Raw genomic sequence first — 23,137 nt, 5'->3', positions numbered from 1 at the left:
GTGGCTAGCCTTCTGACGGCTTGCCACCCGAACGGGTCGCGCCGGCCGCTGCCCCCGCCTTGACGCCGCCGTCCTTGCCGCCGCTCTGCGGGGCCTCAAAGGATTCCAACGCCTCGAGCACGTCCTGGACACGGGAAATCTCCGCATTGATGTCCGCGCGGCGCCGGACGAGGATCTCCAGCTCCCGCTTGCCCTCGTCGACCACGCGCTCGGCCTCGGCCTGTGCCTCGCTCTTGATCCGCTCGGCCTCGCGCACCAGCTCGGCCTTCTTCGTCTCGGCCTCCTTGAGCAGGCCCTCGGCCTTCTTCACTGCGGAGATCCGCACCGAGCTGGCCTCCGAATCGGCCTCCGCGCGCAGCTCCTTGGCCTTCGCCTCGGCCTCGGCCAGCTGCTCCTCGGCGGCCTTCACCAGCGCGTCGCAGCGCTCGCCCGCGGTCTTCATCGCCTCCGCCGACTCGCGCCGGGCGCGCTCGTGCAGCTCCTCGATCTCGGTGGTGATGCGCTCGCGGTGCTCCTCGGACCGCTCCCTTATCGCGGTGGCGTCCCGGCGCGCGCCGACGAGCAGTTCGTCCGCGTCCGTACGCGCCTTCTCCACCAGCGAGTTGCCCTCCACGGTGGCTTCGGCGACCAGGCGCTCGGCCTCCGTGCGGGCCGCTCCGACCATCGTGTCGGCCTGCGCCTCCGCGTCCGTCGTCGCCTTGAGGGCCTTCTCCTGGGCGTCCGTGGTGAGCTTCTCGGCCTCGGCCGCGGCCTCCGTGATGAGCTTGTCGACCTGCTCCGCGGCCTCCGTGCGGCGCTTGTTGGCCTCCTTGCGGGCCTCGTCGAGGGTGCGCTCGGCCTCCTCGCGCGCCTGCGCCCCGACCCGCTCCGCCTCGGCGTCGGCCTCCTCCTTGAGGCGCGCGGACTCGGCGCGGACGCGCTCGGCGTGCTGCTGTGCCGAGCCGACGTTCTCCGCCGCCTCCGCGCGCAGCCGCTCGGCGTCGCCCGACGCGTCCGCGATCAGCTTCTCGGCCTTCGCCACCGACTCGGCACGCAGCCGCTCGGCCTCGGCCGCGGTGTCGGCCTTGAGCCGGTCGGTCTCGGTGACCGTCTCCGTGAGTGAGCCGCTCGGCCTCGCTGCGGGCCTCGCCGATCAGGTGTCGGCCTGGGCCCGCCGCGTCGTTGCGGATGCGGTTGGCGTCCTCGCCGGAGCGTCGGCGCGGGTGCGCGCGGCGTCCTGCTCGGCCGACGCGATGGTGTCCAGACGCCTCCGTGCGCACCCGCTGGGCGTGCTCGGACGCGTCCGAACGCATCCGCTCGGACTCCGTGATGGCCTCCGCGACCGTGCGCTCCGCGAGCGACTTGGCGGCCTCCGCCTCCTGCGCGGCTTCGCTGCGGGTGCGGCTCGCGTCCTCGCTCGCCCGCTCCCGCTCGGCGTACGCGTCGGCGCGGACGCGGTCCGCCTCCTCCTGCGCCTCCTGCTTGGTGCGCTCCGCGGCGTGCTCGGCCGCCGACCGCAGGCCCGCGATCTCCTCCTGCGCCTGCTCCTGCAGACCCGCCACCGAGTCCCGGACCGACTGGGCCTTCTGCTCGGCCGCCGAGACCATCTCGGTGGCTCGCGCCTCGGCCTCCTCGACCAGGCGGACCGCCTCGGCCTGCGCCTCCTCGACGCGTTTGCGCGCCGAGGCGAGCAGTTCCTCGCTCTGCTCGCGCGCCCGCTCCCGCTCCTGGTCGGCCTCCGCACGCGCCGCGCCAAGCGTCTCCTCGGCCTCGCGGCGGCGGCGTACGGCCTCCTCCTGCGCGGCCGACAGGGCCTCGGCGGCCTCGGCGGCGACCCGCTCGGCGGCCGCGGCGGCCTCCGCGCGCACCCGGTCCGCGGACTCCTGCGCCTCGTTCTTCAGCCGCTCCGCCTCGGCGGCGGCCTCCGAGCGCAGCCGCACCGCGACGGCCTCGCCCTCGGCGCGCGACTCCGAGGCGTCCGACGCGGCCTCGGTACGCAGCCGCTCGGCCTCCGTCTCCGCCTGCGACTGGAGCGTACGAATCCGCTCGGCGGCCTCCGAGCGCAGCCGCTCCGTCTCCTCGGTGGCCTCCCGGCGCAGCCGCTCGGCCTCCTCGCGCGCGTCGGTCAGCGCCTGCTCGGCGGCGGCCAGGCGCTCCTCGGCCTCCGTGTGCAGCCGGGTCAGCTCGGCGTCGGCCTCGGACCTGCGCGCCGCCACGGCACGCTCGGTCTCCTCGCGCAGCGCCTGCGCGGCCGTCTCGGCCTCGGACTTGACCGTGTCGGCCTGCTCGGCGGCCTCCGTGCGGTGCCGCTCGGTCTCCTCGCGGGTGCGCTCCAGGGTCTCCTCGGCCTGCTTGCGCAGGGACGTGGCCCGCTCGATGGCCTCCGTGCGGACCCGCTCGGCCTCGGTGGTCGCGGCCTGCCGGGCCTCCTCCGCGTCGGCCTTCGCCTTGCCGAGCAGCTCCTCGGCGGAGCGCGCCGCCTCCTCGATCTGCTGGACGGCCTCGCGCCGCGCCTCGCCGCGGATCTTCTCGCCCTCGGCGACCGCGTCGGCCCGCAGCTGCTCGGCCTCGCCGCGCAGCCGGCGCGCCTCCTCCTGCAGCTCGACCGTCTTGGCGCGGTACTCCTTGGTGTCGTCCTTCGCCGCGCCCTTGAGCTGCTCGGCGATGTCGTGCGCCTCGCTGCGCAGCCGGTCCGCCTCGGCCTCCGCCTCGGCGCGGACCCGCTCGGCCTCCTCGGCGGCGGCGCGCGTGGTCGCCTTCGCCTCCTCGGACGCCTTGTCCAGGACCTCCTCGGCGGTCCGCGCGGCCTTCGCGATCTCCGAGGCGGTCTCCTCGGCGGTGATCGAGCGGGCCTTCTCGGCGGCCTCCGCGATCAGCTTCTCGGCCTCGTCCCGGGCGTCCTGGAGCTTCTGCTCGGCCGCCTCCTTCGCGGCCTCGGCCTCCTTGGTCGCCTCACCGACGAGCCGGGCCACCTGCTCCTTGGCCGTACGGGTGCGCTGCTCGCCCGCCGCCTCGGCGGACGCCAGCTGCTTGGCCGCGGCCTCCTTGGCGTCGGCGACGACCTTGTCGGCCTCCGCGCGCGCCTCGCGCAGCGCCGCCTCGGCCTCCGCCATGCGCTGCTCGGCGCCGCGGCTCAGCTCGGCGGCCTGGCGGCGGGCCTGGTCGGACTCGGTCGCGGTGGACGAGCGCAGCGCCTCGGCGTGGTCCGTGGCCTCCTGGGCCTGGGTGGAGGCGGCGTTCAGCAGGCGCTCGGCGTCGGTGCGGGCCCGGCGCAGGATCGCTTCGGCTTCGGCGCGGGCGCTCTCGGCGTCGGCGGACAGCCGCTGGCGGGCCTGCTCGGCGACGCGCTCGGCCTCCGTACGCGCGGCGGCGAGGGCCTGGTCGGCCTCGGCACGCGACTCATCGAGCAGTCGGCGGGCCTGCTGCTCGGTGCGGGCGCGCAGCTGCTCGGCCCACGCGACGTTCTCGTTGACGTGCGACTCGACGGTCTGGCGGCGCTCGTTCAGCTCCTGGTCGAGCTGCTGGCGCCGGGACACGGCCTCCGCGTGCAGCTCGGACTGCAGCCGGGCCTGTTGCTCGGCGTGCTCCTGCAGGATGCGCTGGGTCTGGGCGCGCGCCTCGCGCAGCTCGCGCTCGGCGTCGGCGCGCAACTGCTCGGCCTGGACCTGGGCGTTCCGCAGCAACTGCTCGGCCTGATAGCCGATGTCCGCGCTGTCGTAGGCAGGGCGGTTCGCGAGGTTGCGGCGCGCCTCGTGCAGCTTGGCGCGCAACACCTCGACCTGGTAGCCGAGGTCCTCGGCGTGCTGGACGGCCTTCTCCCGCTCGGTCTTCAGCCGGTCCATCTCGGCCTCGAACCGCGTGAGATGGTCGGCCTCAGCCGGTCGCCGGCTGTCCTGGCTCTCGTAGCCCCGCACTGCGCGGTCCCATCCGTCCCCTGGTCGCAAGTCTCTTCGTGCGAACCCCGTCCGTCCTCACCGCACGGGGCCCCCGGGGAATGGTGTCAGATCAACAGCGGAGCTCGGGCTGCTGCCCCGATGCTCGTCCCCCGAAACCCGGACCCCGGCAAGCGACCGCCCAAGGTTCGGACGGCCGCCCCCAACCCTACCGGCCCGGATATGTGGGGGTCAGTGCTCCGGCTGTTCGGCGGGCGCGGAAGTGACGAGTTCGGTGAGGACGCCGTGACAGTCCTTGGGGTGCAGGAAGGTGATGCGGGACCCCATGGACCCGATGCGCGGCTGCTCGTACAGCACCCGCACGCCCTTGTCCTTGATGGCCGCGGCGTCCCCGTCGACGTCCGCCGTGCCGAAGGCGATGTGGTGCACGCCCTCCCCGTTCTTGGCCAGCCATTTCCCCACGGCGGAGTCCTCCCGCGTGGGCTCCAGGAGCTGGAGGTAGGAGGCGCCGCCGTCGGACGTCTCGTTGATCTTCAGCATGGCCTCGCGCACGCCCTGTTCTTCGTTGACCTCGGTGTGGAACACCTCGAAGCCGTATGTAGCACGATAGAAGTCGACGGTCTCGTCGAGATTTCGGCAGGCGATCCCAATGTGATCGATTCGCGTCAGCATGCCTCAAGTGCAGCGCCCCCGACCGTGATTACGCAACGTGCGCGCGATCACACCGGCTGCCCGGTGACGGGCGCCGTACCGCTCAGTACATTCGAGTAAACCCTCGTTCACTCTCCTCAGCTTCCCAGCTGGAAGGGGCCGTGCCACATGTCTGGAACGACCGGAACCACCTCAGTGATCGTCGCGGGCGCGCGCACGCCCATGGGGCGTCTGCTCGGCTCACTCAAGTCCTTCTCGGGTGCGGACCTCGGCGGCTTCGCGATCAAGGCCGCGCTCGACCGGGCGGGCATCGGCGGCGACCAGGTGCAGTACGTGATCATGGGGCAGGTGCTGCAGGCCGGGGCGGGGCAGATCCCGGCGCGCCAGGCCGCCGTCAAGGCGGGCATCCCGATGAGCGTGCCCGCGCTCACCGTAAACAAGGTGTGCCTGTCCGGCCTCGACGCGATCGCGCTCGCCGACCAGCTCATCCGCGCGGGCGAGTTCGACATCGTGGTCGCGGGCGGCCAGGAGTCCATGACCAACGCCCCGCACCTGCTCCCCAAGTCCCGCGAGGGCTACAAGTACGGCGCGATCGAGATGCTCGACGCGATGGCGCACGACGGCCTCACCGACCCCTTCGAGAACATCGCCATGGGCGAGTCCACGGAGAAGCACAACACCCGCCTCGGCATCGCCCGCCCCGAGCAGGACGAGATCGGCGCCCTGTCCCACCAGCGCGCGGCCGCCGCCCAGAAGAACGGCACCTTTGACGCCGAGATCACGCCCGTCGAGGTCCCGCAGCGCAAGGGCGAGCCCGTGCTCGTCTCCCGCGACGAGGGCATCCGCGCCGAGACGACCGCCGAGTCCCTCGGCAAGCTGCGCCCGGCGTTCGCCAAGGACGGCACGATCACGGCGGGCACGGCCTCGCAGATCTCCGACGGTGCGGCCGCCGTGGTCGTGATGAGCAAGGCCAAGGCCGAGGAGCTCGGTCTCGCCTGGATCGCGGAGATCGGCGCGCACGGCAACGTCGCGGGCCCCGACAACTCCCTGCAGTCGCAGCCGTCGAACGCGATCCAGCACGCCCTGAAGAAGGAGGGCCTCGGCGTCGAGGACCTCGACCTCATCGAGATCAACGAGGCCTTCGCCGCGGTCGCCGTCCAGTCAATGAAGGACCTCGGGGTGTCCACGGAAAAGGTGAACGTCAACGGCGGTGCCATCGCCCTGGGTCACCCGATCGGGATGTCCGGCGCGCGGCTCGTACTGCACCTGGCGCTGGAGCTGAAGCGGCGCGGCGGCGGCGTGGGCGCGGCGGCGCTGTGCGGCGGCGGCGGTCAGGGCGACGCGCTCATCCTGAAGGTGGCGAAGGGCTGACACCGGCCTGCCGGTGCCGCTGACGCTTGCTCGTATACGTACGTACGGAACGGAGCCGCAATGCAGGACGTCCCCTCCCTGGTCGAGCAGGCCCGCGAGGGCAGGCCGCGGGCCGTGGCCCGGCTCATCTCCCTGGTCGAGGGGGCGTCGCCGCAGCTCCGCGAGGTGATGGCCGCGCTGGCCCCGCTGGCCGGGCACGCGTACGTCGTCGGGCTCACGGGCTCGCCCGGCGTCGGCAAGTCGACGTCGACGTCGGCGCTGGTGAGCGCGTACCGGCGGGCCGGGAAGCGGGTCGGCGTCCTCGCCGTCGACCCGTCCTCGCCGTTCTCCGGCGGCGCGCTGCTCGGCGACCGCGTCCGGATGTCGGAGCACGCCTCCGACCCCGGCGTCTACATCCGCTCCATGGCGACCCGCGGCCACCTGGGCGGGCTCGCCTGGGCCGCGCCGCAGGCCATCCGCGTGCTGGACGCGGCCGGCTGCGACGTGATCATCGTGGAGACCGTGGGCGTCGGGCAGTCCGAGGTGGAGATCGCCTCGCAGGCCGACACCTCGGTGGTGCTGCTCGCGCCCGGCATGGGCGACGGCATCCAGGCGGCGAAGGCCGGCATCCTCGAGATCGGCGATGTGTACGTCGTCAACAAGGCCGACCGGGACGGGGCCGACGCCACCGCCCGCGAGCTGAACCACATGCTCGGGCTCGGGGAGTCCCGGTCCCCTGGGGACTGGCGGCCGCCCATCGTCAAGACCGTCGCCGCGCGCGGCGAGGGGACCGACGAGCTCGTCGAGGCGCTGGAGAAGCACCGGGCGTGGATGGAGGAGCGGGGGGTTCTCGCCTCGCGGCGGGTCTCCCGGGCGGCGGGCGAGGTCGAGGCCATCGCCGTCACCCGCCTCCGCGAGCGGATCGCGGACCTCCACGGGGACGTGCGGTTGGGCGCTCTTGCCGAGCGCATTGTTGCCGGGGAGCTTGATCCTTACGCGGCGGCGGATTCGCTGGTGGAGGGCTTGACGTCGTCTTAGGCGGGGCCCGGGGGGCGGGCGGGGTTGCCGTTGGCATGACGGGCACCCTCGGCCTGGGCTGCCTTGAGGGTCGGGATCCGCCCTGTGGGCGGCCCAGCCGCCCACAGTGGGAACGAACACCGGCCGCAGACGCCAAGTGGCCCCCGCCACCGAGGGTGGCGAGGGCTTGGCTGATGGTCACGTCCGGGGGCGCCCCGCCCGCCCCCGCCGCACCTCTCGGTGCTGAGTAAACGGGTGGGCGGGTGGGAGAGCATCCGCCGCGAAGCGGCGGGATCAGTCGTCGGTGCGGTCGACGGTGACCTTGCCGGTGTTCAGGTCGACGTTCCAGTGGCCCTCGGCACCATCGGCCGACGTGGTCTCGACGTCCCAGGCGCCCACGCCAGAACCGTCATCGTCGACGTCCACGGAGGTCACCGCACCCTTGCCGGAGGCAGCCTCGGCCGCGTCGACGGCGGACACCGACGCACCCTTGACCGCCGACGCGACCCGCGAGTCCTCCGCGGCGTCGTCGCCGTCGTCGTCCCGCTCGACGTGCGAGCCGAGCACCTTGCCCGTGCCCGGGTCGATCTCGACGCTGTGCCAGGTGCGCCCGTCCTTGCCCAGGACGTCCACGTCCCAGATCAGGCCGCCGTTGTCGTCGTCGAGGTCGGCGGAGACCGCGGTCCCGGGTGTGGACTTCAGCGCGGCGGCGATCGCCTCGGCGGCGCTCACCTTGGCGCCCTTCACCTCGGCGGCGTTCTCCGCCTTGTCGCCCTGGGCCTCGCGGGCATCCTCGCGGGCGTCGTCCCGGGCCTCGCGGTCGTCGTCGTGGGCGTCGTCCTGGTCGTCACGGTCGTCGTCGTGGGCGTCGTCCCGCTCGTCGTAGCCGCGGTCGCCGCGGTCGTCGTCCTTCAGCTGCACGCTGGACTTGCCGGCCGCGGACGGCTCGTCGTCGCCGCCCAGCGCGAAGGCCGTCGCCGTTCCGCCGGAGACGAGCGCCGCGGCGGCGATGGTGGCGATGACGATGTTGCGCTTCATGAGGGTTCCTCCCGAGTGGTTGGCCCCGTTGGCGGGGCCGTCCGTTCCGACGAGAACCAATCTGGCCGAGCGAAGCTGAAGGCCCCCTGAAGGAGCCTGAAGAACTCTTCAGGTTCGCTCGGGCATCCTGGGCGCATGCGCCTGTTGATCGTGGAAGACGAGAAGCGACTGGCCTTGTCCCTGGCCAAGGGCCTGATGGCCGAGGGCTACGCCGTCGACGTCGTCCACGACGGCGTGGACGGCCTGCACCGCGCCACCGAGGGCGCGTACGACCTGGTCATCCTGGACATCATGCTCCCGGGCATGAACGGCTACCGCGTCTGCTCGACGCTGCGCGCCGCAGGACACGACGTACCGATCCTGATGCTCACCGCCAAGGACGGCGAGTACGACGAGGCCGAAGGCCTCGACACCGGCGCCGACGACTACCTCACCAAGCCCTTCTCGTACGTCGTCCTCGTCGCCCGCGTGAAGGCCCTGCTGCGCCGCCGCGCCGCGTCCCCGTCGCCCGTCTACACCCTGGGCAACCTGAAGATCGACACCGCCGCCCGCCGCGTGTTCCGCACCACGGGAGGCGAGGGCGACACGGGCGAGACTGAAATCACCCTCACCGCCAAGGAGTTCGCGGTCCTGGAGCAGCTGGTCCTGCGCGTGGGCCAGGTGGTGTCCAAGGCCGACATCCTGGAGCACGTCTGGGACTTCGCGTACGAGGGCGATCCCAACATCGTCGAGGTGTATGTGAGCGCGCTGCGCCGCAAGCTCGGCGCCCCGCTCATCAAGACGGTCCGCGGCGCCGGTTACCGCCTGGAGGCCCCCCGATGAGAAGGCTGTTCGGCTCCGTGCGCGCCCGCGCCACCGTGGGCGCGACCCTCGTCGTGGCGCTCGCGCTGGTCGCCGCAGGTGCCGCCGTGCTGCTCTCGCTGCGCGGCAGCCTCATCGACCAGGCCGACGCCCAGGCCGAGTCGGCCGCCCGCAAGGTGGCCGCGCAGCTCGCCGCCAATGTCGCGTACGACAAGCTGGATCTTCCCGACGACGAGGACAGCCCCGTCCAGGTCGTGGACGAGAAGGGCCGCCTTGTCGCGGCGAGCGACGACCTGGAGCGGGTGACGGGTACGGGAGTGAGTGACGTACGCCCCGATCCGGGCCCGCGGACGCCCGAGCCGACCTCGAAGCCCACGCCTGAGCCCACGGGGAAGCCCACCCCCACGGACACGGGCAACGACGCCGACGACAGCGACGACGAGGGCGACGAGAGCGACACGGAGAGCGACAAGAAGGAAGCCGCCGAGGACCGCAAGGAAGCCGCAGAGGACGCCGCGGACGCCGCCGACGACGCCTCCGACGACGACGGCGACTCCCTCAAGCCCGGCGACATCTCCGACGAGACCCGCATCGGCGAGGGCTCCGCACGGGTCGACGGCGACACCCAGGACTACCGCTTCGCCGGGGTGCGCGTGGACACCGGGTCGAAGGGTGAGCTGACCGTTCACGCGGGCGCCCCGCTGACCGCCGAACAGAGCGCCGTCACCACGGCGTTGACGGCGATGCTGATCGGCTTCCCGGTCCTGCTCGCCGTGATCGCGGGCGTCACCTGGCTGGTGACGCGCCGCGCGCTGCGGCCCGTCGACGCGATTCGCGCCGAGATGGCCGAGATCACCGCCTCGGAGGACCTGGCCCGCCGGGTGCCCGAGCCGGACACGCACGACGAGATCGCGCGCCTGGCCCGGACCACGAACGAGACCCTGGCCGCCCTGCAGACGTCCGTGGAGCGCCAGCGCCGCTTCGTCGCCGACGCCTCGCACGAACTGCGCAGCCCCATCGCGTCCCTGCGCACCCAGCTCGAAGTGGGCGCCGCGCACCCGGATCTGCTGGATGTGCCCGGCGCCGTCGAGGACACCGTGCGGCTCCAGGAGCTGGCCGCCGACCTGCTGCTGCTCGCCCGCCTTGACGCCGGGGAGAAGCCGGGCCAGGGACGCGTGGATCTCGCGGCCCTGGCCCGGGAGGAGCTGTCGCAGCGCGTGGGGGACCGGGTGGCCGTCACCACGAGCCTGGACAGCGTCGAAGTGGCCGGTTCTCGCGGTCAGTTGGCGCGGGTGCTCGGCAATCTGGTGACCAACGCGCAGCGGCACACCCGGTCCCGGGTCACGGTCACCACCCGCGCCGACGGGGCGTGGGCGGTCCTTGAGGTGGCCGACGACGGCGACGGGGTGCTGCCGGAGGAGCGGGAGCGGATCTTCGAGCGGTTCGTACGCCTCGACGACGCGCGCACCCGCGACGACGGAGGCGCGGGCCTCGGCCTCGCCATCGCCCGCGACGTCGCCACCCGCCACAACGGCACCCTCACGGTCACGGAGTCCCCTGAGGGAGGTGCCCTGTTCATCCTGCGCCTGCCGCGAGGAGAGGCAGACGGTACGGAAGCGCCCCAAAGGGGCGCGGGGAACTGCGCGACCAGCCACTGACGGCCCGCAGCGCAGACACGGCCCTACCCGCGAGGCACTTAAGGGGCAGGGGGCGCCCCGCCCCGGACCCGGCTACGGCACAGCGCCAGCGTCGGTCACGGCTTGCCGCGCAACCCGCGCAAGTGCTCCGCGATCGGCGTGAGCGCCTTGTGCAGATCGCTGAGCGCTTCCGGTGAGATCAGGTCGACGAAGTGCTGACGCACGGATGCCACGTGGTGCGGCGCGACGCGCTTCATGGTCTCCATGCCCTCGTCGGTCAGTACGGTGAACAGTCCGCGGCGGTCGGACTCGCAGTTCTCCCGGCGGACCAGGCCCGCGTTCTCCATGCGGGTGATCTGGTGGGAGAGCCGGCTCTTGGACTGCAGGGTGGCGGCCGCGAGATCGCTCATGCGCATCCGGTGGTCCTCGGACTCGGAGAGATGCACGAGGATGTCGTAGTCGTTCATGGTGAGGTTGAACGGTTGGAGATCCTTCTCGAGCTGATACGTCAGCATCCTGTTGACCTCTACGTGGGTACGCCAGGCGCACTGTTCGTCGTCGGTCAGCCACTGCGGGGCCGTCTCGGTCTCCATGGAATCGATTCTACCTAAGAAGTTGAATGGTGAACGAGTGTCGGGGTGTGACGCGTCTCGCACCCCCCGGATTTCGAGGGGTACAGGCGTTCGCCGTCACACTCCGCAGACTACCGCTCACAGGCCGAAGCGACGCTGGAGGTCCCCTAGTTGTCCGGGAAGGCGCGGTCCCTGCGGCTGCTGTCCACGTTGGCCATGTTGCCCTCGCTGTCCCGATGCGGGCTGAGCCCCCTGGCCGCCCTGCCCTCCCGGCACACCGGCCTGCTGCGGCACCGCGCCCGTCGCCGTCTCCGCCATCAGTGCCTCCGAGGACTGCAGCAGCACCGTGCCCGCGCCCACGAACTCGAACTGGTGCTCCTCGCCGGACGTGCCGCCGATCCCGGTGAGGGCGCGGAGGCCGCCGATCACACCGGTCATGTACTGGTGGTCGTAGTGATGGCAGGGGGAGGGGCAGTCCGCCCAGCCGACGAGGGCCTGCGGATCCACCCGGATCGGCGGCTCCATGAAGACCACCGGACCGCTCGACACCGCCACGAATGTGCCGGTCCCGATGAGAGTGAGGAAACCCGGGACGATGGACTGCTTCAGCGCGAGAGTTGGCTGAAAAGCGAGGAGGTTGCCCGCGCGGATGGTGAGGTTGCCGTCCTCGAGGTCGTAGGAGTTCACGTCGAAGGCGCGGTCGGCGAGCAGCATCTTGCCCTGGCCCTCGGCCACCACCCAGTCGCTCGCGTGCAGCGGGGAGTGGAAGGACGTGCGCACGAGGCGGTCGAGGCGGCCGTGTCCGATGCCGTTGAAGTCGATGCGCCCGTAGTAGGCGATCATCTTGCCCTTCTGCAGGAACCACTGGCCGCCCGTCAGCTCCACACAGAAGGTGTACGCGTTGACGTTGTCGTCGCTCGGGAGTGTCATCGGGTCGAAGATCACGGGTGTGCTCACAGCTTCTCCTCCGATGCCTGGACGAACACCACGCCATTGCCGCTGAACTCGAGCTGGAACGCCTCGCCCGAGCCCCGGCCCACCATGTCGCGCCAGCCGAGCGCCGTGGACAGCTTGTTGCGCACGTCCCCGTGGTGCGCCACGTACGACTGGGGGTCGACGTGCACCGGGCGCTGGGGGGTGATCGGCAGCTCGACCACGCCGCCGTGGGCCATCACGGCGACCGCGCCGTGGCCCTTGAGCGTCGTCGTGAACAGGCCCTGGCCCGACACCTGGCCGCGCACCATGCCCATCACGCCGCCCTGCGAGCCGAGGAACATCGTGCCCTGCTGGAGGGTGCCGTCGAAGGCGAGCAGGCGGTCCGCCTCCACGTACATGGTGTCGCCGGTCAGGCTGATCACGTGGACGTGGTGACCGCCGTGCCCGAACATCACCGTGCCGTTGCCCTCCACCGTCATCAGCGGGACGGATTCGTTGGCGACCCGGCGGCCGATCATGGCCATCAGGCCGCCCTGGCCGCCGGTGACGTTGGGAGTGAAGGAGACATCCCCCTTGTAGGCCAGCATGGCGCCGCGCTGGCTGAACATCTTGGTGCCGGGCTGGACGGTCGCCTCGACCATCTTCGCGTTGACCTCACGGAACGGCATGTCACACGTCTCCCGCGATCGTGTTGCGCTCACTGGCCTGGACATAGACGAGGCCTTCGCCCTCGAAGCGGATCTGGAAGGCCTCGCCGCCGCCCTCGCCCATGAACGTGCGGAAGGTGACGCCTGACTGGAAGCTCTGCTTCAGACTGCCCTGGTGCGCGACATACGCGCCGGGGTCGACGTGGAGGGGATTCTGCTTCGTCACGCGCAGGATCACCGCCGGGCCGTCCGAGATCAGCGCCGCCTGGCCCGTGCCCTCGACCGTGGTGGTGAAGATGCCGTTGCCCTGGGCCGCGCCGCGCAGGCCTGTGAACGTCGTGCCCGTGCGCAGGCTTCCCTCCGTGCACAGGAGGTTGTCGGCCTCCACGTGGAGCTTCTCGCCCTGCAGGCCCACCAGGCTGATCTCCGTCGCCTGGTCGGCGAACCAGCAGGTGCCGTGTCCCCTCACCTCCATCACCGTCATCTGTTCGTTGGTGAGCCGGCGTGTGACCATGCCGCGGATGCCTTCGCCGCCCCCGGTCAACTTCTTGAAGTTCATCGTGCCGTCATAGGCGACCATCGAGCCGTTCTTCGCTTTGACCGTGTCGCCGGTCATGTCGACGGCGAGCATTCTGCTGCCCTGCAATCGGAACGTAGCCACGAGAGCGAAGGTAGCCGCAGCGCGGTGGCGGAGGACAGGGCACCGGACCCTGAGCGAACCCTGGAAACTCCCTGATGCCACAATGGGGGACGCTTGTGCATCCATTCACAAGATCGACGTCGACCCCGCCCCCGAAGGTGACCCGTGGACATCAAGACCGCTTCCGCTCTCCGCCGCCTCCGTCTGGTCTCGGTTCCCGAGGCCGTGTCCTTCCTGCTGCTCATCGTCTGCTCGGTGCTGAAGCGGACCACGGACTTCAACGCCGTGCCGGTGATGGGCATGATCCACGGCCTGCTCTTCGTCCTGTACGTCCTGTTCTGGCTCGACGCCTGGAACCGCACCAAGTGGGACGCGAAGACCGGCATCCTCTACTTCGTGCTCTCCGTCCTGCCCACCGGCGGCTTCTTCGCCGACCGCAAGCTGAAGCGTGAGACCGAGGCCGCGCTGATGGCCTCCCGCGCCCGCCGCGAGGGAGTCGTGAACGCATGATCGTCGCCTTCTCCGTGACGCCGCTCGGCGTCGGCGAGGACGTGGGGGAGTACGTCGCCGACGCCGTCCGTGTCGTCCGCGAGTCGGGTCTGCCCAACCGGACCGACGCGATGTTCACCTCCGTCGAGGGCGAGTGGGACGAGGTGATGGACGTCGTCAAGCGCGCCGTCGCCGCGGTCGAGGCGCGGGCGCCGCGCGTCTCCGTCGTCCTCAAGGCCGACATCCGCCCGGGCGTGACGGATGGACTGACGTCCAAGGTCGAGACGGTGGAGCAGCACCTGTCCCAGGGCGCGGTGGAGTAGCACCTGTCCCAGGGCTGAGACCGCCTTCTTCGAAGCCCCCGCCGGGGAAACCCGGCGGGGGCTTTCGCGTGCCCCGACGCTGCCCACCGCCCGTCCCGCCGACCGGACTTGAGCGACTGCTCAAATACGCTGTACGTTACGTCGCAGCGGTTTTGAGCAGTCGCTCAAAACGTGTCCATGAGCTTGCTGATGTGGGGGTTCTGCCATGAGGCAGTACGGGAGTCCGCCGGGTCTGTACGTCGAGGCGCTGATCCGCGCCGACCTCGACGAGCTGTGGATGCGCACGCAGGAACCCGGGTGCCACCAGCGCTGGGACCTGCGCTTCACGGAGATCGACTACCTGCCGGCCGTCTCCGGGGAGCCGCAGAGCTTCCGGTACGCGACGCGTGTGCTGCCCTTCCTGGCCATCGCCGGGACCGGGATCAGCGCCGGCGAGAAGCGCCGCCCCGACGGCACCCGGACCTCCGCGCTCCGGTTCGCCTCGCCACACCCGCTCTCGCTGCTCGCCGAGGGCAGCGGCTACTGGCGTTACGTACCGACGGGCGACGGCGTCCGCTTCCTCACCGGCTACGACTACCGGCCGCGCTGGGGGCGCTTCGGGGCGCTCGCCGACCGGGCCGTGCTGCGGCCGCTGATGGGCTGGGCGACGGCGTGGTCCTTCGACCGGCTGCGGCTGTGGCTGGAGCGCGGGATCACCCCCGAGCGGGGGCTCCTCCACGGCGTCGGCGAGGCCGTGGCGCGCACCCTGTGCGCCGCCGCGGCGTGGGCGTTCGCCGGGCCGGTGGCCGCCCTGGCCGTCGCCGTGCTCGCGCTCGCCGTGCCGCCGCTGCCGACGACTCCGGCGGCGCGGCGCTGTCTGCGCACGCCCCCGGGGCGGGCGCGTGCGCCGCGCCTCTTGGCGACCCTGACCGCGCCCGAGGGCGGGACCGCCCACCGGCCGACCCTCAAGGAGCACCAAGCATGACCTCGCCCTCTTCGTCTCCCCCTTGTTCGATCTTCCGCACGGTCCTCGGCGACGACTTCGAGCGGCTGCACCCGGCGCTCCAACGGCGTTTCTCCGTCGGACTCGGCAGTGGCGAGGCGTGCTTCGGGCGGGGCGTGATGGACCGGATCTGGCACGGGCGCAGCTTCGTGAAACCGTTCCTCGCCGTCGGCACGACCCGCAACATCCTCGTTCCGCGCGCGGGCCGGAACGTCCCCTTCACCATCGAGAACGTGCCGTACGCCGACTCGTTCGGCCGTGAGACGGTGACCTTCGTGCGTACCTTCCACCTGCCCGGCCGGGCCCGGCGCTTCGACGCCCAGATGGTGCTCGGCCCCCGGGGCGACCGCGTGCTCGACTACCTGGGCACCCATCAGCACCTCGCGAGCGACCTGCACTTCTCGGCGCGGCCCGACGGTTCGCTGGTCATCCGGTCCGGGACGCACCGGTTCCGGGAGGGCCCGGTGGACGTGCGGGTGCCGGATGTGATCGGGGGAGACGCGGAGGTACGCGAGTCGTATGACGACCGCTCCGGGCGCTTCCGCATCCAAGTGCGGGTCACGAACCGGTACTTCGGGCCGCTCTTCGGGTACGAGGGGTCGTTCACGGCGACGTACCGCGATGTGCGCGAGTGCGGGGTGCGGGACGGGTTGCGGCCTGTGCGCGAGGAGGTGCGCGCGTGACTCCGCAGGCGCGGGCGCGCGCCCAGACGCGCGAGAAGCTGCTCGACGGGGCCATTCGTACGCTTGTCGAGCAGGGGATCGCCAAGACGTCGGCGCGGAGCGTGGCGGCGGCCGCCGGGGTGAACCAGGCGCTCGTCTTCTACCACTTCGGGTCGGTCGACGAACTCCTCTCCGAGGCATGCCGGTACGCGACCGAGCAGCGGGTCGACCGCTACCGGGAGCGGCTTGCCTCGATCTCCTCGCTCGGTGAACTGCTGGCCTTCGGGCGGGAGATGCACGAGGAGGAGCGGGATGCGGGGCATGTCGCGGTGCTCGCGCAGCTGCTCGCGGGCGCGCAGACGCAGCCGCGGCTTGCCGCCGCGACGGCGGCGGGGCTTTCCCTGTGGGTCGTCGAGGTCGAGAAGGTCCTGGTGCGGGTGCTTTCCGCCACGCCCCTAGGTGAGTTCGCCGACCCGGTCGGACTCGCGCGGGCCGTCGCCGCGGCGTTCGTCGGGATCGAGCTGTACGAAGGGGTGGACCGGGACGGGGCGGGGCGGGCGCTGGACGCCCTGGAACAACTGTCCGCCGTGGCCGCCGCCCTGGACGACCTGGGCCCCGTCGCCCAACGCGCAGTCCGCCACCGCCTGCGCCGGGCTGCGCGGGGCTGACCTGGGCTGGTCCGAGGCGCGGCACCCCCGCCCCGCGGACGGGGGTGCCGCGCCCGGACTGACGCCGTCGGCCTGGGCTGCCTTAAGGGTCGGGAGCCGCCCCTGGCGGCCCAGCTGCCCACAGCGGGAACGGGAGGGGGCGGCTGCCCACAGCGGGAACGGGAGTTGTGTGTGTGGGGGGGCAACCGCCTGCGGCGGGAATGGGGGTGGGTCAGCTGTCCACGGCGGGGACCGGAGCGGGAGTGGTGCGGCTGCCCATGGCGGGAGCGGTGGGCGGGTCAGTTGCCTGCGGCGGGAGCGGGGCGGCTGGCCACGGCATGAGTGGCGCGCGGGCCGGCTGCCCACAGCAGGAGTGCGGGGTGGGGCAGTTGCCAGTGGCGGGAGCGGTGGACGGACCAGTTGCTCACGGCAGGAGTGGGCGGGTCGACTGCCCCGCGGCGGGTGGGGCGCTTGGCCGTGGTGGGAGCGGGTGAGTGGTTCGCGGCGGAGGAAGAAGGAGCCCTCAGCGGCGGGAGGGGGAGCCCCAGTAATGGGGGCCGCAGCAGTGGGAGCGGGAGGGGGAGCCCCAGCAGTGGGAGCTCAGCAGTGGGAGTGGGAGCCGTCGGCAGGTGGGCGGGTGTGGGAGTCGTCGGCAGGTGGAGAGGAATCTGGTGGCCGCAGACGCCGAACGAGCCCTGCCACCGAGGCCCGCCCAGGTGCAGGGTCCCTCTTGTCCGACGGAACGCCGAACGCCCCCGCCGCACAGGTTGTGCCAGTAAACGGGAAGGGGGTCCCCCCTGCTCTTTAAGAGCTTGGGGGAGGGTGGGAGATCCGCCGCGGAGCGGCGGAGAGGGGCGGTGCCCCCGGTGTGGCAGGAGGCCGCGGGAGGGGGAACCCCGCCCGCCCCCGGCCACGCCCCCGTACAGCGATCCGCAGGATAAAACCGCTCGCACGGACGCGTCCGGTTCGACACGCCGGGATAACTCCACTTTTGTGGACATATCGGCTTGTTCGATCACCTGGAGGGCGCTGTGCGGCCGGAGGGCTACGACTACGACACCCACAGCCGGCTCGCCGGACCGCTCACCGAGCCGGACGGCCCGGACGGCCCGGGCGGCGGCCCCGGCGGCTACCGGGTGCGGTACCGACCACTCCTCGCCCGCGAGCCCCACCGAATACGCGCCGTCCTGCTGATGACGCTGGCCCCCATCCTGACCGGCGCCCTGCTCGTGTACCTCGTCTGGCCCACCCACTGGACGGAACGTGAGGGCGGCGACCGCTGGCTGATCGGCCTCGACGTCACGATGCTCCTGGCCATCGGCCTGATCGAAGTGTTCATGCTGGTCAACGTCGTGTCGATCGCGCACGCCACGATGGTCGCCCGCGACCCCGTCCCGGTCGTGCCCGAGCCCGGCACCCGCGTCGCCTTCCTGACGACGTACGTCCCTGGCAAGGAACCCCTCGCCATGGTCCGCGCCACCCTTCAGGGCGCCGTAGGGATACACCACCCGGGCCCGCTGGACGTCTGGCTGCTCGACGAGGGCGACGACGAGGACGCCAAGGCGCTCTGCCACGAGCTCGGCGTACACCACTTCACCCGCCTCGGCGTCCCGGAGTGGAACCGCGAGCAGGGCCCGCACAAGACCCGCACCAAGCACGGCAATTACAACGCCTGGCTCGCCATGCACGGCGACGACTACGACTTCTTCGCCTCCGTGGACACCGACCACGTGCCGCTGCCGAACTTCCTGGAGCGGATGATGGGCTTCTTCCGGGACCCGGACGTCGCCTTCGTCGTCGGCCCCCAGGTGTACGGCAACTACACCTCACCGGTCACCAAGGCCGCCGAGTCCCAGCAGTTCCTCTTCCACGCGCTGATCCAGCGGGCGGGCAACCGCTACCGGGCGCCCATGTTCGTCGGCACCAACAACGTCGTACGCATCGAAGCTCTGCGCCAGATAGGCGGGCTGCACGACTCCATCACCGAGGACATGGCCACCGGCTTCGAGCTGCACCGGCACAAGAACCCGCGCACCGGCCGGCACTGGCGCTCCGTGTACACCCCGGACGTGCTGGCCGTCGGCGAGGGCCCGGCCTCCTGGACGGACTTCTTCACGCAGCAGATGCGCTGGTCGCGCGGCACCTACGAGACGCTCTTCAAGCAGTACTGGAGGGCGCCGTTCAGCATGCCGCCCGGCCGCCTCTTCTCGTACACACTGATGCTCGTCTACTACCCGATGACGGCCGTCAACTGGCTGCTCGGCATTCTGAGCTGCGTGCTCTTCCTGTGGTTCGGGGCGTCCGGCACCCAGGTCGCCGCCTCCGTGTGGCTGATGCTCTACAGCGACGCCGCCGCCCTGCAGATCGGCCTGTACCTGTGGAACCGGCGCCACAACGTCTCGCCGCACGAACCCGAGGGCTCCGGCGGGCTTGCGGGGATGGCCATGTCCGCACTCTCCGCTCCCATTTACGCCAAGTCGCTCGGCGCCGCCGTGCTGCGCCGCCCGAGCCGCTTCGTCGTCACGCCCAAGGGCGGCGGTGTCACCGTCGACCGGCTGCTGACCTTCCGCATCCATCTGTTCTGGGCGGTGGTCCTCGCCAGTTCGCTCGTCGCGTCGTTCGTGCTCGGCCACACGCATGTGGCGATGCGGACCTGGGCGTCACTCGCCCTGGCCATATCGCTGGCGCCGGTCGCGGTGTGGGGCTTCACCGAGCTGAAGGAGCGCCGGACGCGCAAGGTGCGCGCGGCGGCCCGGCAGCGGCTCAGGGCGCGCGCCGCGGACGCCGAAGGCGAGCCGGAGCCCGCCTTCGCCACCGGCACGACGACTGGAGGTAACTGACGCCATGGCCTACCGGTTCCCCGAACTCTCCAAGCGCTCCAAGAAGATCGCCTTCGGCGTGGGCGCGGGCGCTGTGCTCATCGGCCTCAACGCCCCCGCCGCCGTCTCCTTCGCCGAGGAGAAGTACTACGAGTACAAGATCGCGCAGCCCGGCTACAAGAAGAAGTACGGCTCGTGGCAGCAGGTCGGCATCCCGAAGGAGTACCGCACCAACGCCATCCACGCGGCCCTGCTGCACACCGGCAAGGTGCTGATCGTCGCCGGGTCCGGGAACGAGCAGAAGAAATTCGACGCCGGTTCCTTCGACACCGTGCTGTGGGACCCGGAGAACAACACCTTCAAGAAGATCCCCACCCCCGAGGACTTCTTCTGCTCCGGCCACGCCCAGCTCCCCGACGGCCGCCTCCTGGTGGCCGGCGGCACCGCCCGCTACGAACTCCTCGACGGCGAGGTGGAGCGGGCCGGCGGCGGCATGCGGGTCAAGAACGAGAACCCCGACGCGCCCGTCGTCCTGAAGAAGGGCACCAGGTTCCGCTCGCCCTCCGGCATCGAGTACGTCAGCAAGTTCGACGTGAAGGTCCCCAAGGCCCTGCGGGACTACGAGATCAAGTACTCCAAGGCCGGCGCGATGCAGCCCTGGAAGACGAAGGTCGTCGCGAGCGAGGCGCGGGTCTTCGTGGAGGCGCTCCAGGACGGCGAGGAGTCGGTGACGGAGGAGTCCGCGCAGTACGAGATCGAGGGCCTGAAGGGCAAGGAGGCCGACAACACGTACGGCATCGCCGAGAAGCTCACCATGGACAAGCAGGACTTCCAGGGCATCAAGGCCGCGTACGAGTTCGACCCCGAGGCGGAGAAGTACGTCGCCGTGGAGCCGATGAAGAAGGCCCGCTGGTACCCGACGCTGGTCGGCCTGGAGGACGGCCGGGTGCTCGCCGTGTCCGGGCTCGACGACGTGGGTGTCGTCGACCCCGGCGACAACGAGATCTACGACCCGAAGACCAAGAAGTGGACCGACGGGCCCAAGCGGTACTTCCCCACCTACCCGGCGCTCTTCCTCACCAAGGGCGGCAAGCTCTTCTACCCCGCGTCCAACGCCGGTTACGGCCCCGCCACCAAGGGCCGTGCGCCGGGCCTGTGGGACCCGAAGACCAACAAGTTCGAGAAGGTGCCCGGGCTCGCGGACCTCGACCAGACGGAGACGTCCGCGTCGGTCCTGCTGCCGCCCGCCCAGGACCAGAAGGTGATGATCCTCGGCGGGGGCGGGGTCGGCGAGTCCAAGAAGTCCACCCGGCGCACCGCCGTGATCGACCTGCGGCAGGACAACCCGGCCTTCAAGACCGGGCCCCAACTGCCGCAGGGCACCCGCTACTTGAACAGCGTCATCATGCCGGACGACACGGTGTTCACCACCAACGGCTCGTCCGACTACCGCGGCCGCAGCGGCAGCAACATCCTCAAGGCCCAGTTCTACGACCCGCGGGCGAACGCCGGCCAGGGTGCCTTCCGCAACGCCGCATCGCCCCGCGTCGGCCGCAACTACCACTCCGAGGCGCTGCTCCTGCCCGACGGGCGCGTCGCCACCTTCGGCTCCGACCCGCTCTTCGACAACGAACAGAACACCAAGCTCGGCCACTTCGAGCAGCGCATGGAGGTCTACACCCCGCCCTCCCTGCACAAGGCGGGCAAGGACCGCCCCGTGCTCGGCGTCGGCCCCGAGCAGCTGCCCGCCGACGGCCGCGCGACGTTCCGCACCGAGCACCCCGAGAAGCTGGTCTCGGCCCGGCTGATGCGGCCGAGCGCCGTCACACACACCACGGACGTGGAGCAGCGGTCCATCGCGCTCGGGCTCACCAAGGGGCCGGGCTCGGTGACCGTGCAGGTGCCGCGCGAGGACACGGCGCTGGTGCCGCCCGGCTGGTACATGCTGTTCGTGACGGACACGGACGGGGCCTCGTCCAAGGCGAAGTGGGTGCACGTCAAGTAACGTGCGGGGACGCTCACTCCGCCGCGACGAACGCCCCGTGCGTCAGCACCGGCACCACCGCGCACGCGTCCAGCTCCGTCGCGATCTCCACGTCCTCCGCGTAGCCGCCGTCGGCCAGCTCGCGGCCGGAGGAGCAGGACGCGACGGCCTCCCCCACGTCCACGGCCGCGACGAAGGCCGACGCGGCCGCGGCCGCCTCCGGGGACAGCTCCGTGCCGCCGCGGGCGCGCAGCGCGGCGATCACGGCCCCCGCGCCGAGCAGGTCCTCCAGGGCGGGCCGCAGGGTACCGTCGGGCCAGCGCTCGCCCGCCGCGATCACGCCGACGGGGTGCTCGGGGGTGCCGTGCCCCCGGCCGGTGAGCCACTTGCCCACGGCGGTGGCGTTGCGCAGCGACCCGACCGCGACGGCCACGTCGCCCGCCGCCGCGGCGATCGTCGAGCCGTTGGGCGAGGGCAGCACCAGGCGCGGGGCGAGCGGGGCGCGCCGCAGCGCGGCCGGGGACAGCGACCAGGGGCTGGCATCGGTGACCGCGCGCCGCCCCACCGCGAGCCGGGCGTCCATCTGGCGGGCGAACGCCGTGGCGCTCTCGTCGCGCCACGGATACGGAAAGACCCGGGAACCGGACTCCACGGCGACGGACACCGACGTGGAGAACGACAGCACGTCGACGATCACCAGGCTGGCGACGCCGGGCGCCAGCCGTTTCGCTCCGGACGTGCCCCATTCGAACCGCACGCCGTAGCCCGCCTGAGAGAAGTCTTCGCGCCCCATGCGCCCTCAGGCTGCCAGCAACCGCGGGGCTTTGGCCAGCTCGGTCAAAGGCCTTTCAGCCCCCGAGAGTTGACCTCCACACACCGTCCACTCGATCATCAGACCGGCTACGCCTTCGCGTTGCGCACGAGCCCGAGCGCGTAGTCCGGCCACCACTGGCCCGCGGCCGGTCCGCCGCGGCACGGGCCGTCCGAGTCGCCGGGCCGCTTGATCCACAGATAGGCGTCGAGCAGCGGGTCGCCGGTGCGGTCGGTGGGCAGGGTGCCGAGGCCACGACCCGGCGGGTTGCACCAGGCGTCCTGCCGGTCGCCGGCGAGCGGGCCCTTGCCGTTGCGGCTGCTGTCCATGACGAAGTGCTTGCCGCCGACGGTGGCGGAGACCTTGCGGCCGTACGCCTTGACGGTCTCGTCGCTCTGGAAGTTGGAGACGTTGAGCGAGAAGCCGTCGGCCCGTGCGACGCCCGCCCGCTGCAGCGGCAGGGTGAGCTGGTACGGGTCGTTGATCCAGCCGGGGTTGCCCGCGTCCAGGTAGACCTTGACGTTCGGCTGCCGCTTGAGCCGCTCGATCGCCTCCGACAGGAGCTCGTAGCGCTCCTCGTGGTACTGGGCGGGGGTGCAGCCGTCCACGATGTGCGGGATCGCGTCCGGCTCCAGGATGACCAGGGCCTTGCTGTTCCCGATGGTGTCGGCGAACGTGCCGAGCCACTGCCGGTAGTACGCCGCGTCGTGCGCGCCGCCCGCCGAGTGCTGGCCGCAGTCGCGGTGCGGGATGTTGTAGGCGACGAGCACCGCGGTGCGGCCCTCGTCCGCCGCGCCCGCGGTGGCCTTCTCGATGTCCGGCGCCGGGTCGTCCCCGGCCGGCCACACCGCCATCGGCTGGTCGGCGATGGTCTTGAGCGCTTCGGCGTCCTGGGTGCGGCCCTCCTGCTGCCACTCCCTGACCTGGCGTGCCGCCTCGCTCTGCGGGTCGACCCAGAAGCGGTGCTGGGTCGACTGCGCGGCCTTGGGGCTCGCGGCGGAAGACCTCTCGGCCTTCTTCTCCTTCTCCTTGCCCGGTCCCGAACCGGACCCGGACGAGCACCCCGCCGTGAGCGCTAGGGCCGCGGCGGCCGTGAGTGCCGTGAACGTTCGGAGCAGCCGGTGCATCCAGACCCCTTGGGCGACGGTGACGGGCAGGCGAGTTGTGCCGCAATCGTGACATAAGGGATCTATCGCCCGCGTGTGCGACACCGCCGGGTGGCCGTGTCGGTCGCCCGTACTGGGTGCCCGCGGTACGTC

The 23,137-nt window shown here is 71.7% G+C and carries 20 protein-coding genes; 11 read left to right on the top strand and 9 right to left on the bottom strand.

Going from position 1 to position 23,137, the window contains the following annotated elements; genetic code table 11:
- Nucleotides 1-95: 95 nt before the first annotated feature.
- Nucleotides 96-3,893, bottom strand: coding sequence for a polarized growth protein Scy (gene scy / locus AC0KTA_RS11535; RefSeq protein WP_481055030.1), 3,798 nt, complete (start codon nt 3,891-3,893; stop codon nt 96-98).
- Between the two features lie 210 nt (nt 3,894-4,103).
- Nucleotides 4,104-4,544, bottom strand: coding sequence for a methylmalonyl-CoA epimerase (gene mce / locus AC0KTA_RS11530; protein ID WP_481055029.1), 441 nt, complete (start codon nt 4,542-4,544; stop codon nt 4,104-4,106).
- Nucleotides 4,545-4,691: 147 nt separating this feature from the next.
- Between mce and AC0KTA_RS11525 the strand changes: the two genes are divergently transcribed.
- Complete coding sequence (locus tag AC0KTA_RS11525) at nt 4,692-5,894, top strand: acetyl-CoA C-acetyltransferase (RefSeq protein WP_481055028.1); 1,203 nt, start codon at nt 4,692-4,694, stop codon at nt 5,892-5,894.
- A 60-nt stretch (nt 5,895-5,954) separates the two neighbouring features.
- Nucleotides 5,955-6,911 carry a methylmalonyl Co-A mutase-associated GTPase MeaB gene (meaB, locus tag AC0KTA_RS11520; protein WP_481055027.1) on the top strand — a complete coding sequence of 319 codons (957 nt, stop codon included), beginning with the start codon at nt 5,955-5,957 and terminating at the stop codon, nt 6,909-6,911.
- A gap of 273 nt (nt 6,912-7,184) precedes the next feature.
- Here meaB and AC0KTA_RS11515 read toward each other — a convergent pair whose 3' ends face one another.
- Nucleotides 7,185-7,928, bottom strand: coding sequence for a PepSY domain-containing protein (locus AC0KTA_RS11515; RefSeq protein WP_481055026.1), 744 nt, complete (start codon nt 7,926-7,928; stop codon nt 7,185-7,187).
- A gap of 135 nt (nt 7,929-8,063) precedes the next feature.
- On the opposite strand from AC0KTA_RS11515, the gene AC0KTA_RS11510 reads away from it, so the two are divergent.
- Nucleotides 8,064-8,750, top strand: coding sequence for a response regulator transcription factor (locus tag AC0KTA_RS11510; RefSeq protein ID WP_481055025.1), 687 nt, complete (start codon nt 8,064-8,066; stop codon nt 8,748-8,750).
- Nucleotides 8,747-10,387, top strand: coding sequence for a sensor histidine kinase (locus AC0KTA_RS11505; protein WP_481055024.1), 1,641 nt, complete (start codon nt 8,747-8,749; stop codon nt 10,385-10,387). Before AC0KTA_RS11510 ends, AC0KTA_RS11505 begins: the two co-directional genes overlap by 4 nt.
- Before the next feature lie 95 nt (nt 10,388-10,482).
- Here AC0KTA_RS11505 and AC0KTA_RS11500 read toward each other — a convergent pair whose 3' ends face one another.
- From AC0KTA_RS11500 to AC0KTA_RS11485, 4 genes are all read right to left on the bottom strand, one after another.
- Nucleotides 10,483-10,959: a MarR family winged helix-turn-helix transcriptional regulator gene (locus tag AC0KTA_RS11500; protein ID WP_481055023.1), complete on the bottom strand. Its 477-nt coding sequence runs from the start codon at nt 10,957-10,959 to the stop codon at nt 10,483-10,485.
- Nucleotides 10,960-11,076: 117 nt separating this feature from the next.
- The gene (locus AC0KTA_RS11495) at nt 11,077-11,868 is read right to left on the bottom strand and encodes an AIM24 family protein (RefSeq protein WP_481056387.1); all 792 of its coding nucleotides are present in this window, start codon (nt 11,866-11,868) and stop codon (nt 11,077-11,079) included.
- Between the two features lie 23 nt (nt 11,869-11,891).
- On the bottom strand, nt 11,892-12,542 hold the full coding sequence (locus AC0KTA_RS11490; RefSeq protein ID WP_481055022.1) for an AIM24 family protein: 651 nt from the start codon (nt 12,540-12,542) through the stop codon (nt 11,892-11,894).
- A gap of 1 nt (nt 12,543) precedes the next feature.
- Entirely contained in the window at nt 12,544-13,182 is a 639-nt protein-coding gene (locus AC0KTA_RS11485; RefSeq protein ID WP_481055021.1) for an AIM24 family protein, read from the bottom strand.
- Nucleotides 13,183-13,326: 144 nt separating this feature from the next.
- Here AC0KTA_RS11485 and AC0KTA_RS11480 point away from each other — a divergent pair, with 144 nt between their 5' ends.
- From AC0KTA_RS11480 to glxA, 7 genes are all read left to right on the top strand, one after another.
- Entirely contained in the window at nt 13,327-13,671 is a 345-nt protein-coding gene (locus tag AC0KTA_RS11480) for a DUF3817 domain-containing protein (protein ID WP_481055020.1), read from the top strand.
- On the top strand, nt 13,668-13,973 hold the full coding sequence (locus AC0KTA_RS11475; protein WP_481055019.1) for an MTH1187 family thiamine-binding protein: 306 nt from the start codon (nt 13,668-13,670) through the stop codon (nt 13,971-13,973). The genes AC0KTA_RS11480 and AC0KTA_RS11475 overlap by 4 nt, the downstream gene beginning before the upstream one ends.
- A gap of 205 nt (nt 13,974-14,178) precedes the next feature.
- Entirely contained in the window at nt 14,179-14,937 is a 759-nt protein-coding gene (locus AC0KTA_RS11470; protein WP_481055018.1) for a hypothetical protein, read from the top strand.
- Nucleotides 14,934-15,638 carry a DUF4166 domain-containing protein gene (locus tag AC0KTA_RS11465; protein WP_481055017.1) on the top strand — a complete coding sequence of 235 codons (705 nt, stop codon included), beginning with the start codon at nt 14,934-14,936 and terminating at the stop codon, nt 15,636-15,638. Before AC0KTA_RS11470 ends, AC0KTA_RS11465 begins: the two co-directional genes overlap by 4 nt.
- Nucleotides 15,635-16,285 carry a TetR/AcrR family transcriptional regulator gene (locus AC0KTA_RS11460; protein ID WP_481055016.1) on the top strand — a complete coding sequence of 217 codons (651 nt, stop codon included), beginning with the start codon at nt 15,635-15,637 and terminating at the stop codon, nt 16,283-16,285. Before AC0KTA_RS11465 ends, AC0KTA_RS11460 begins: the two co-directional genes overlap by 4 nt.
- A 1,010-nt stretch (nt 16,286-17,295) precedes the next feature.
- Complete coding sequence (locus AC0KTA_RS11455; RefSeq protein ID WP_481056386.1) at nt 17,296-19,104, top strand: glycosyltransferase family 2 protein; 1,809 nt, start codon at nt 17,296-17,298, stop codon at nt 19,102-19,104.
- 4 nt (nt 19,105-19,108) lie between these two features.
- Entirely contained in the window at nt 19,109-21,088 is a 1,980-nt protein-coding gene (gene glxA, locus AC0KTA_RS11450) for a radical copper oxidase GlxA (RefSeq protein ID WP_481055015.1), read from the top strand.
- 13 nt (nt 21,089-21,101) lie between these two features.
- Here the strand turns inward: glxA and AC0KTA_RS11445 are convergent, their stop codons facing one another.
- Both AC0KTA_RS11445 and AC0KTA_RS11440 read right to left on the bottom strand, forming a co-directional pair.
- Entirely contained in the window at nt 21,102-21,860 is a 759-nt protein-coding gene (locus AC0KTA_RS11445; protein WP_481055014.1) for a 2-phosphosulfolactate phosphatase, read from the bottom strand.
- A gap of 107 nt (nt 21,861-21,967) precedes the next feature.
- A complete protein-coding gene (locus AC0KTA_RS11440) occupies nt 21,968-23,005 on the bottom strand; it encodes a glycoside hydrolase family 6 protein (RefSeq protein ID WP_481055013.1) in 1,038 nt (345 codons plus the stop codon).
- Nucleotides 23,006-23,137 lie beyond the last annotated feature (132 nt).

The sequence above is a fragment of the Streptomyces sp. Y309 genome (assembly GCF_056712025.1).
The sequence above is the reverse complement of the archived record's forward strand: the minus strand, read 5'-3'. Positions and strand labels throughout refer to the sequence as shown.

What these genes read in the sequence shown, in the direction of transcription:
- mce (WP_481055029.1), bottom strand. Translation starts at nt 4,544, where the DNA reads ATGCTGACGCGAATCGATCACATTGGGATCGCCTGCCGAAATCTCGAC.
- AC0KTA_RS11525 (WP_481055028.1), top strand. Translation starts at nt 4,692, where the DNA reads ATGTCTGGAACGACCGGAACCACCTCAGTGATCGTCGCGGGCGCGCGC.
- meaB (WP_481055027.1), top strand. Translation starts at nt 5,955, where the DNA reads ATGCAGGACGTCCCCTCCCTGGTCGAGCAGGCCCGCGAGGGCAGGCCG.
- AC0KTA_RS11515 (WP_481055026.1), bottom strand. Translation starts at nt 7,928, where the DNA reads ATGAAGCGCAACATCGTCATCGCCACCATCGCCGCCGCGGCGCTCGTC.
- AC0KTA_RS11510 (WP_481055025.1), top strand. Translation starts at nt 8,064, where the DNA reads ATGCGCCTGTTGATCGTGGAAGACGAGAAGCGACTGGCCTTGTCCCTG.
- AC0KTA_RS11505 (WP_481055024.1), top strand. Translation starts at nt 8,747, where the DNA reads ATGAGAAGGCTGTTCGGCTCCGTGCGCGCCCGCGCCACCGTGGGCGCG.
- AC0KTA_RS11500 (WP_481055023.1), bottom strand. Translation starts at nt 10,959, where the DNA reads ATGGAGACCGAGACGGCCCCGCAGTGGCTGACCGACGACGAACAGTGC.
- AC0KTA_RS11495 (WP_481056387.1), bottom strand. Translation starts at nt 11,868, where the DNA reads ATGACACTCCCGAGCGACGACAACGTCAACGCGTACACCTTCTGTGTG.
- AC0KTA_RS11490 (WP_481055022.1), bottom strand. Translation starts at nt 12,542, where the DNA reads ATGCCGTTCCGTGAGGTCAACGCGAAGATGGTCGAGGCGACCGTCCAG.
- AC0KTA_RS11475 (WP_481055019.1), top strand. Translation starts at nt 13,668, where the DNA reads ATGATCGTCGCCTTCTCCGTGACGCCGCTCGGCGTCGGCGAGGACGTG.
- AC0KTA_RS11470 (WP_481055018.1), top strand. Translation starts at nt 14,179, where the DNA reads ATGAGGCAGTACGGGAGTCCGCCGGGTCTGTACGTCGAGGCGCTGATC.
- AC0KTA_RS11465 (WP_481055017.1), top strand. Translation starts at nt 14,934, where the DNA reads ATGACCTCGCCCTCTTCGTCTCCCCCTTGTTCGATCTTCCGCACGGTC.
- glxA (WP_481055015.1), top strand. Translation starts at nt 19,109, where the DNA reads ATGGCCTACCGGTTCCCCGAACTCTCCAAGCGCTCCAAGAAGATCGCC.
- AC0KTA_RS11445 (WP_481055014.1), bottom strand. Translation starts at nt 21,860, where the DNA reads ATGGGGCGCGAAGACTTCTCTCAGGCGGGCTACGGCGTGCGGTTCGAA.
- AC0KTA_RS11440 (WP_481055013.1), bottom strand. Translation starts at nt 23,005, where the DNA reads ATGCACCGGCTGCTCCGAACGTTCACGGCACTCACGGCCGCCGCGGCC.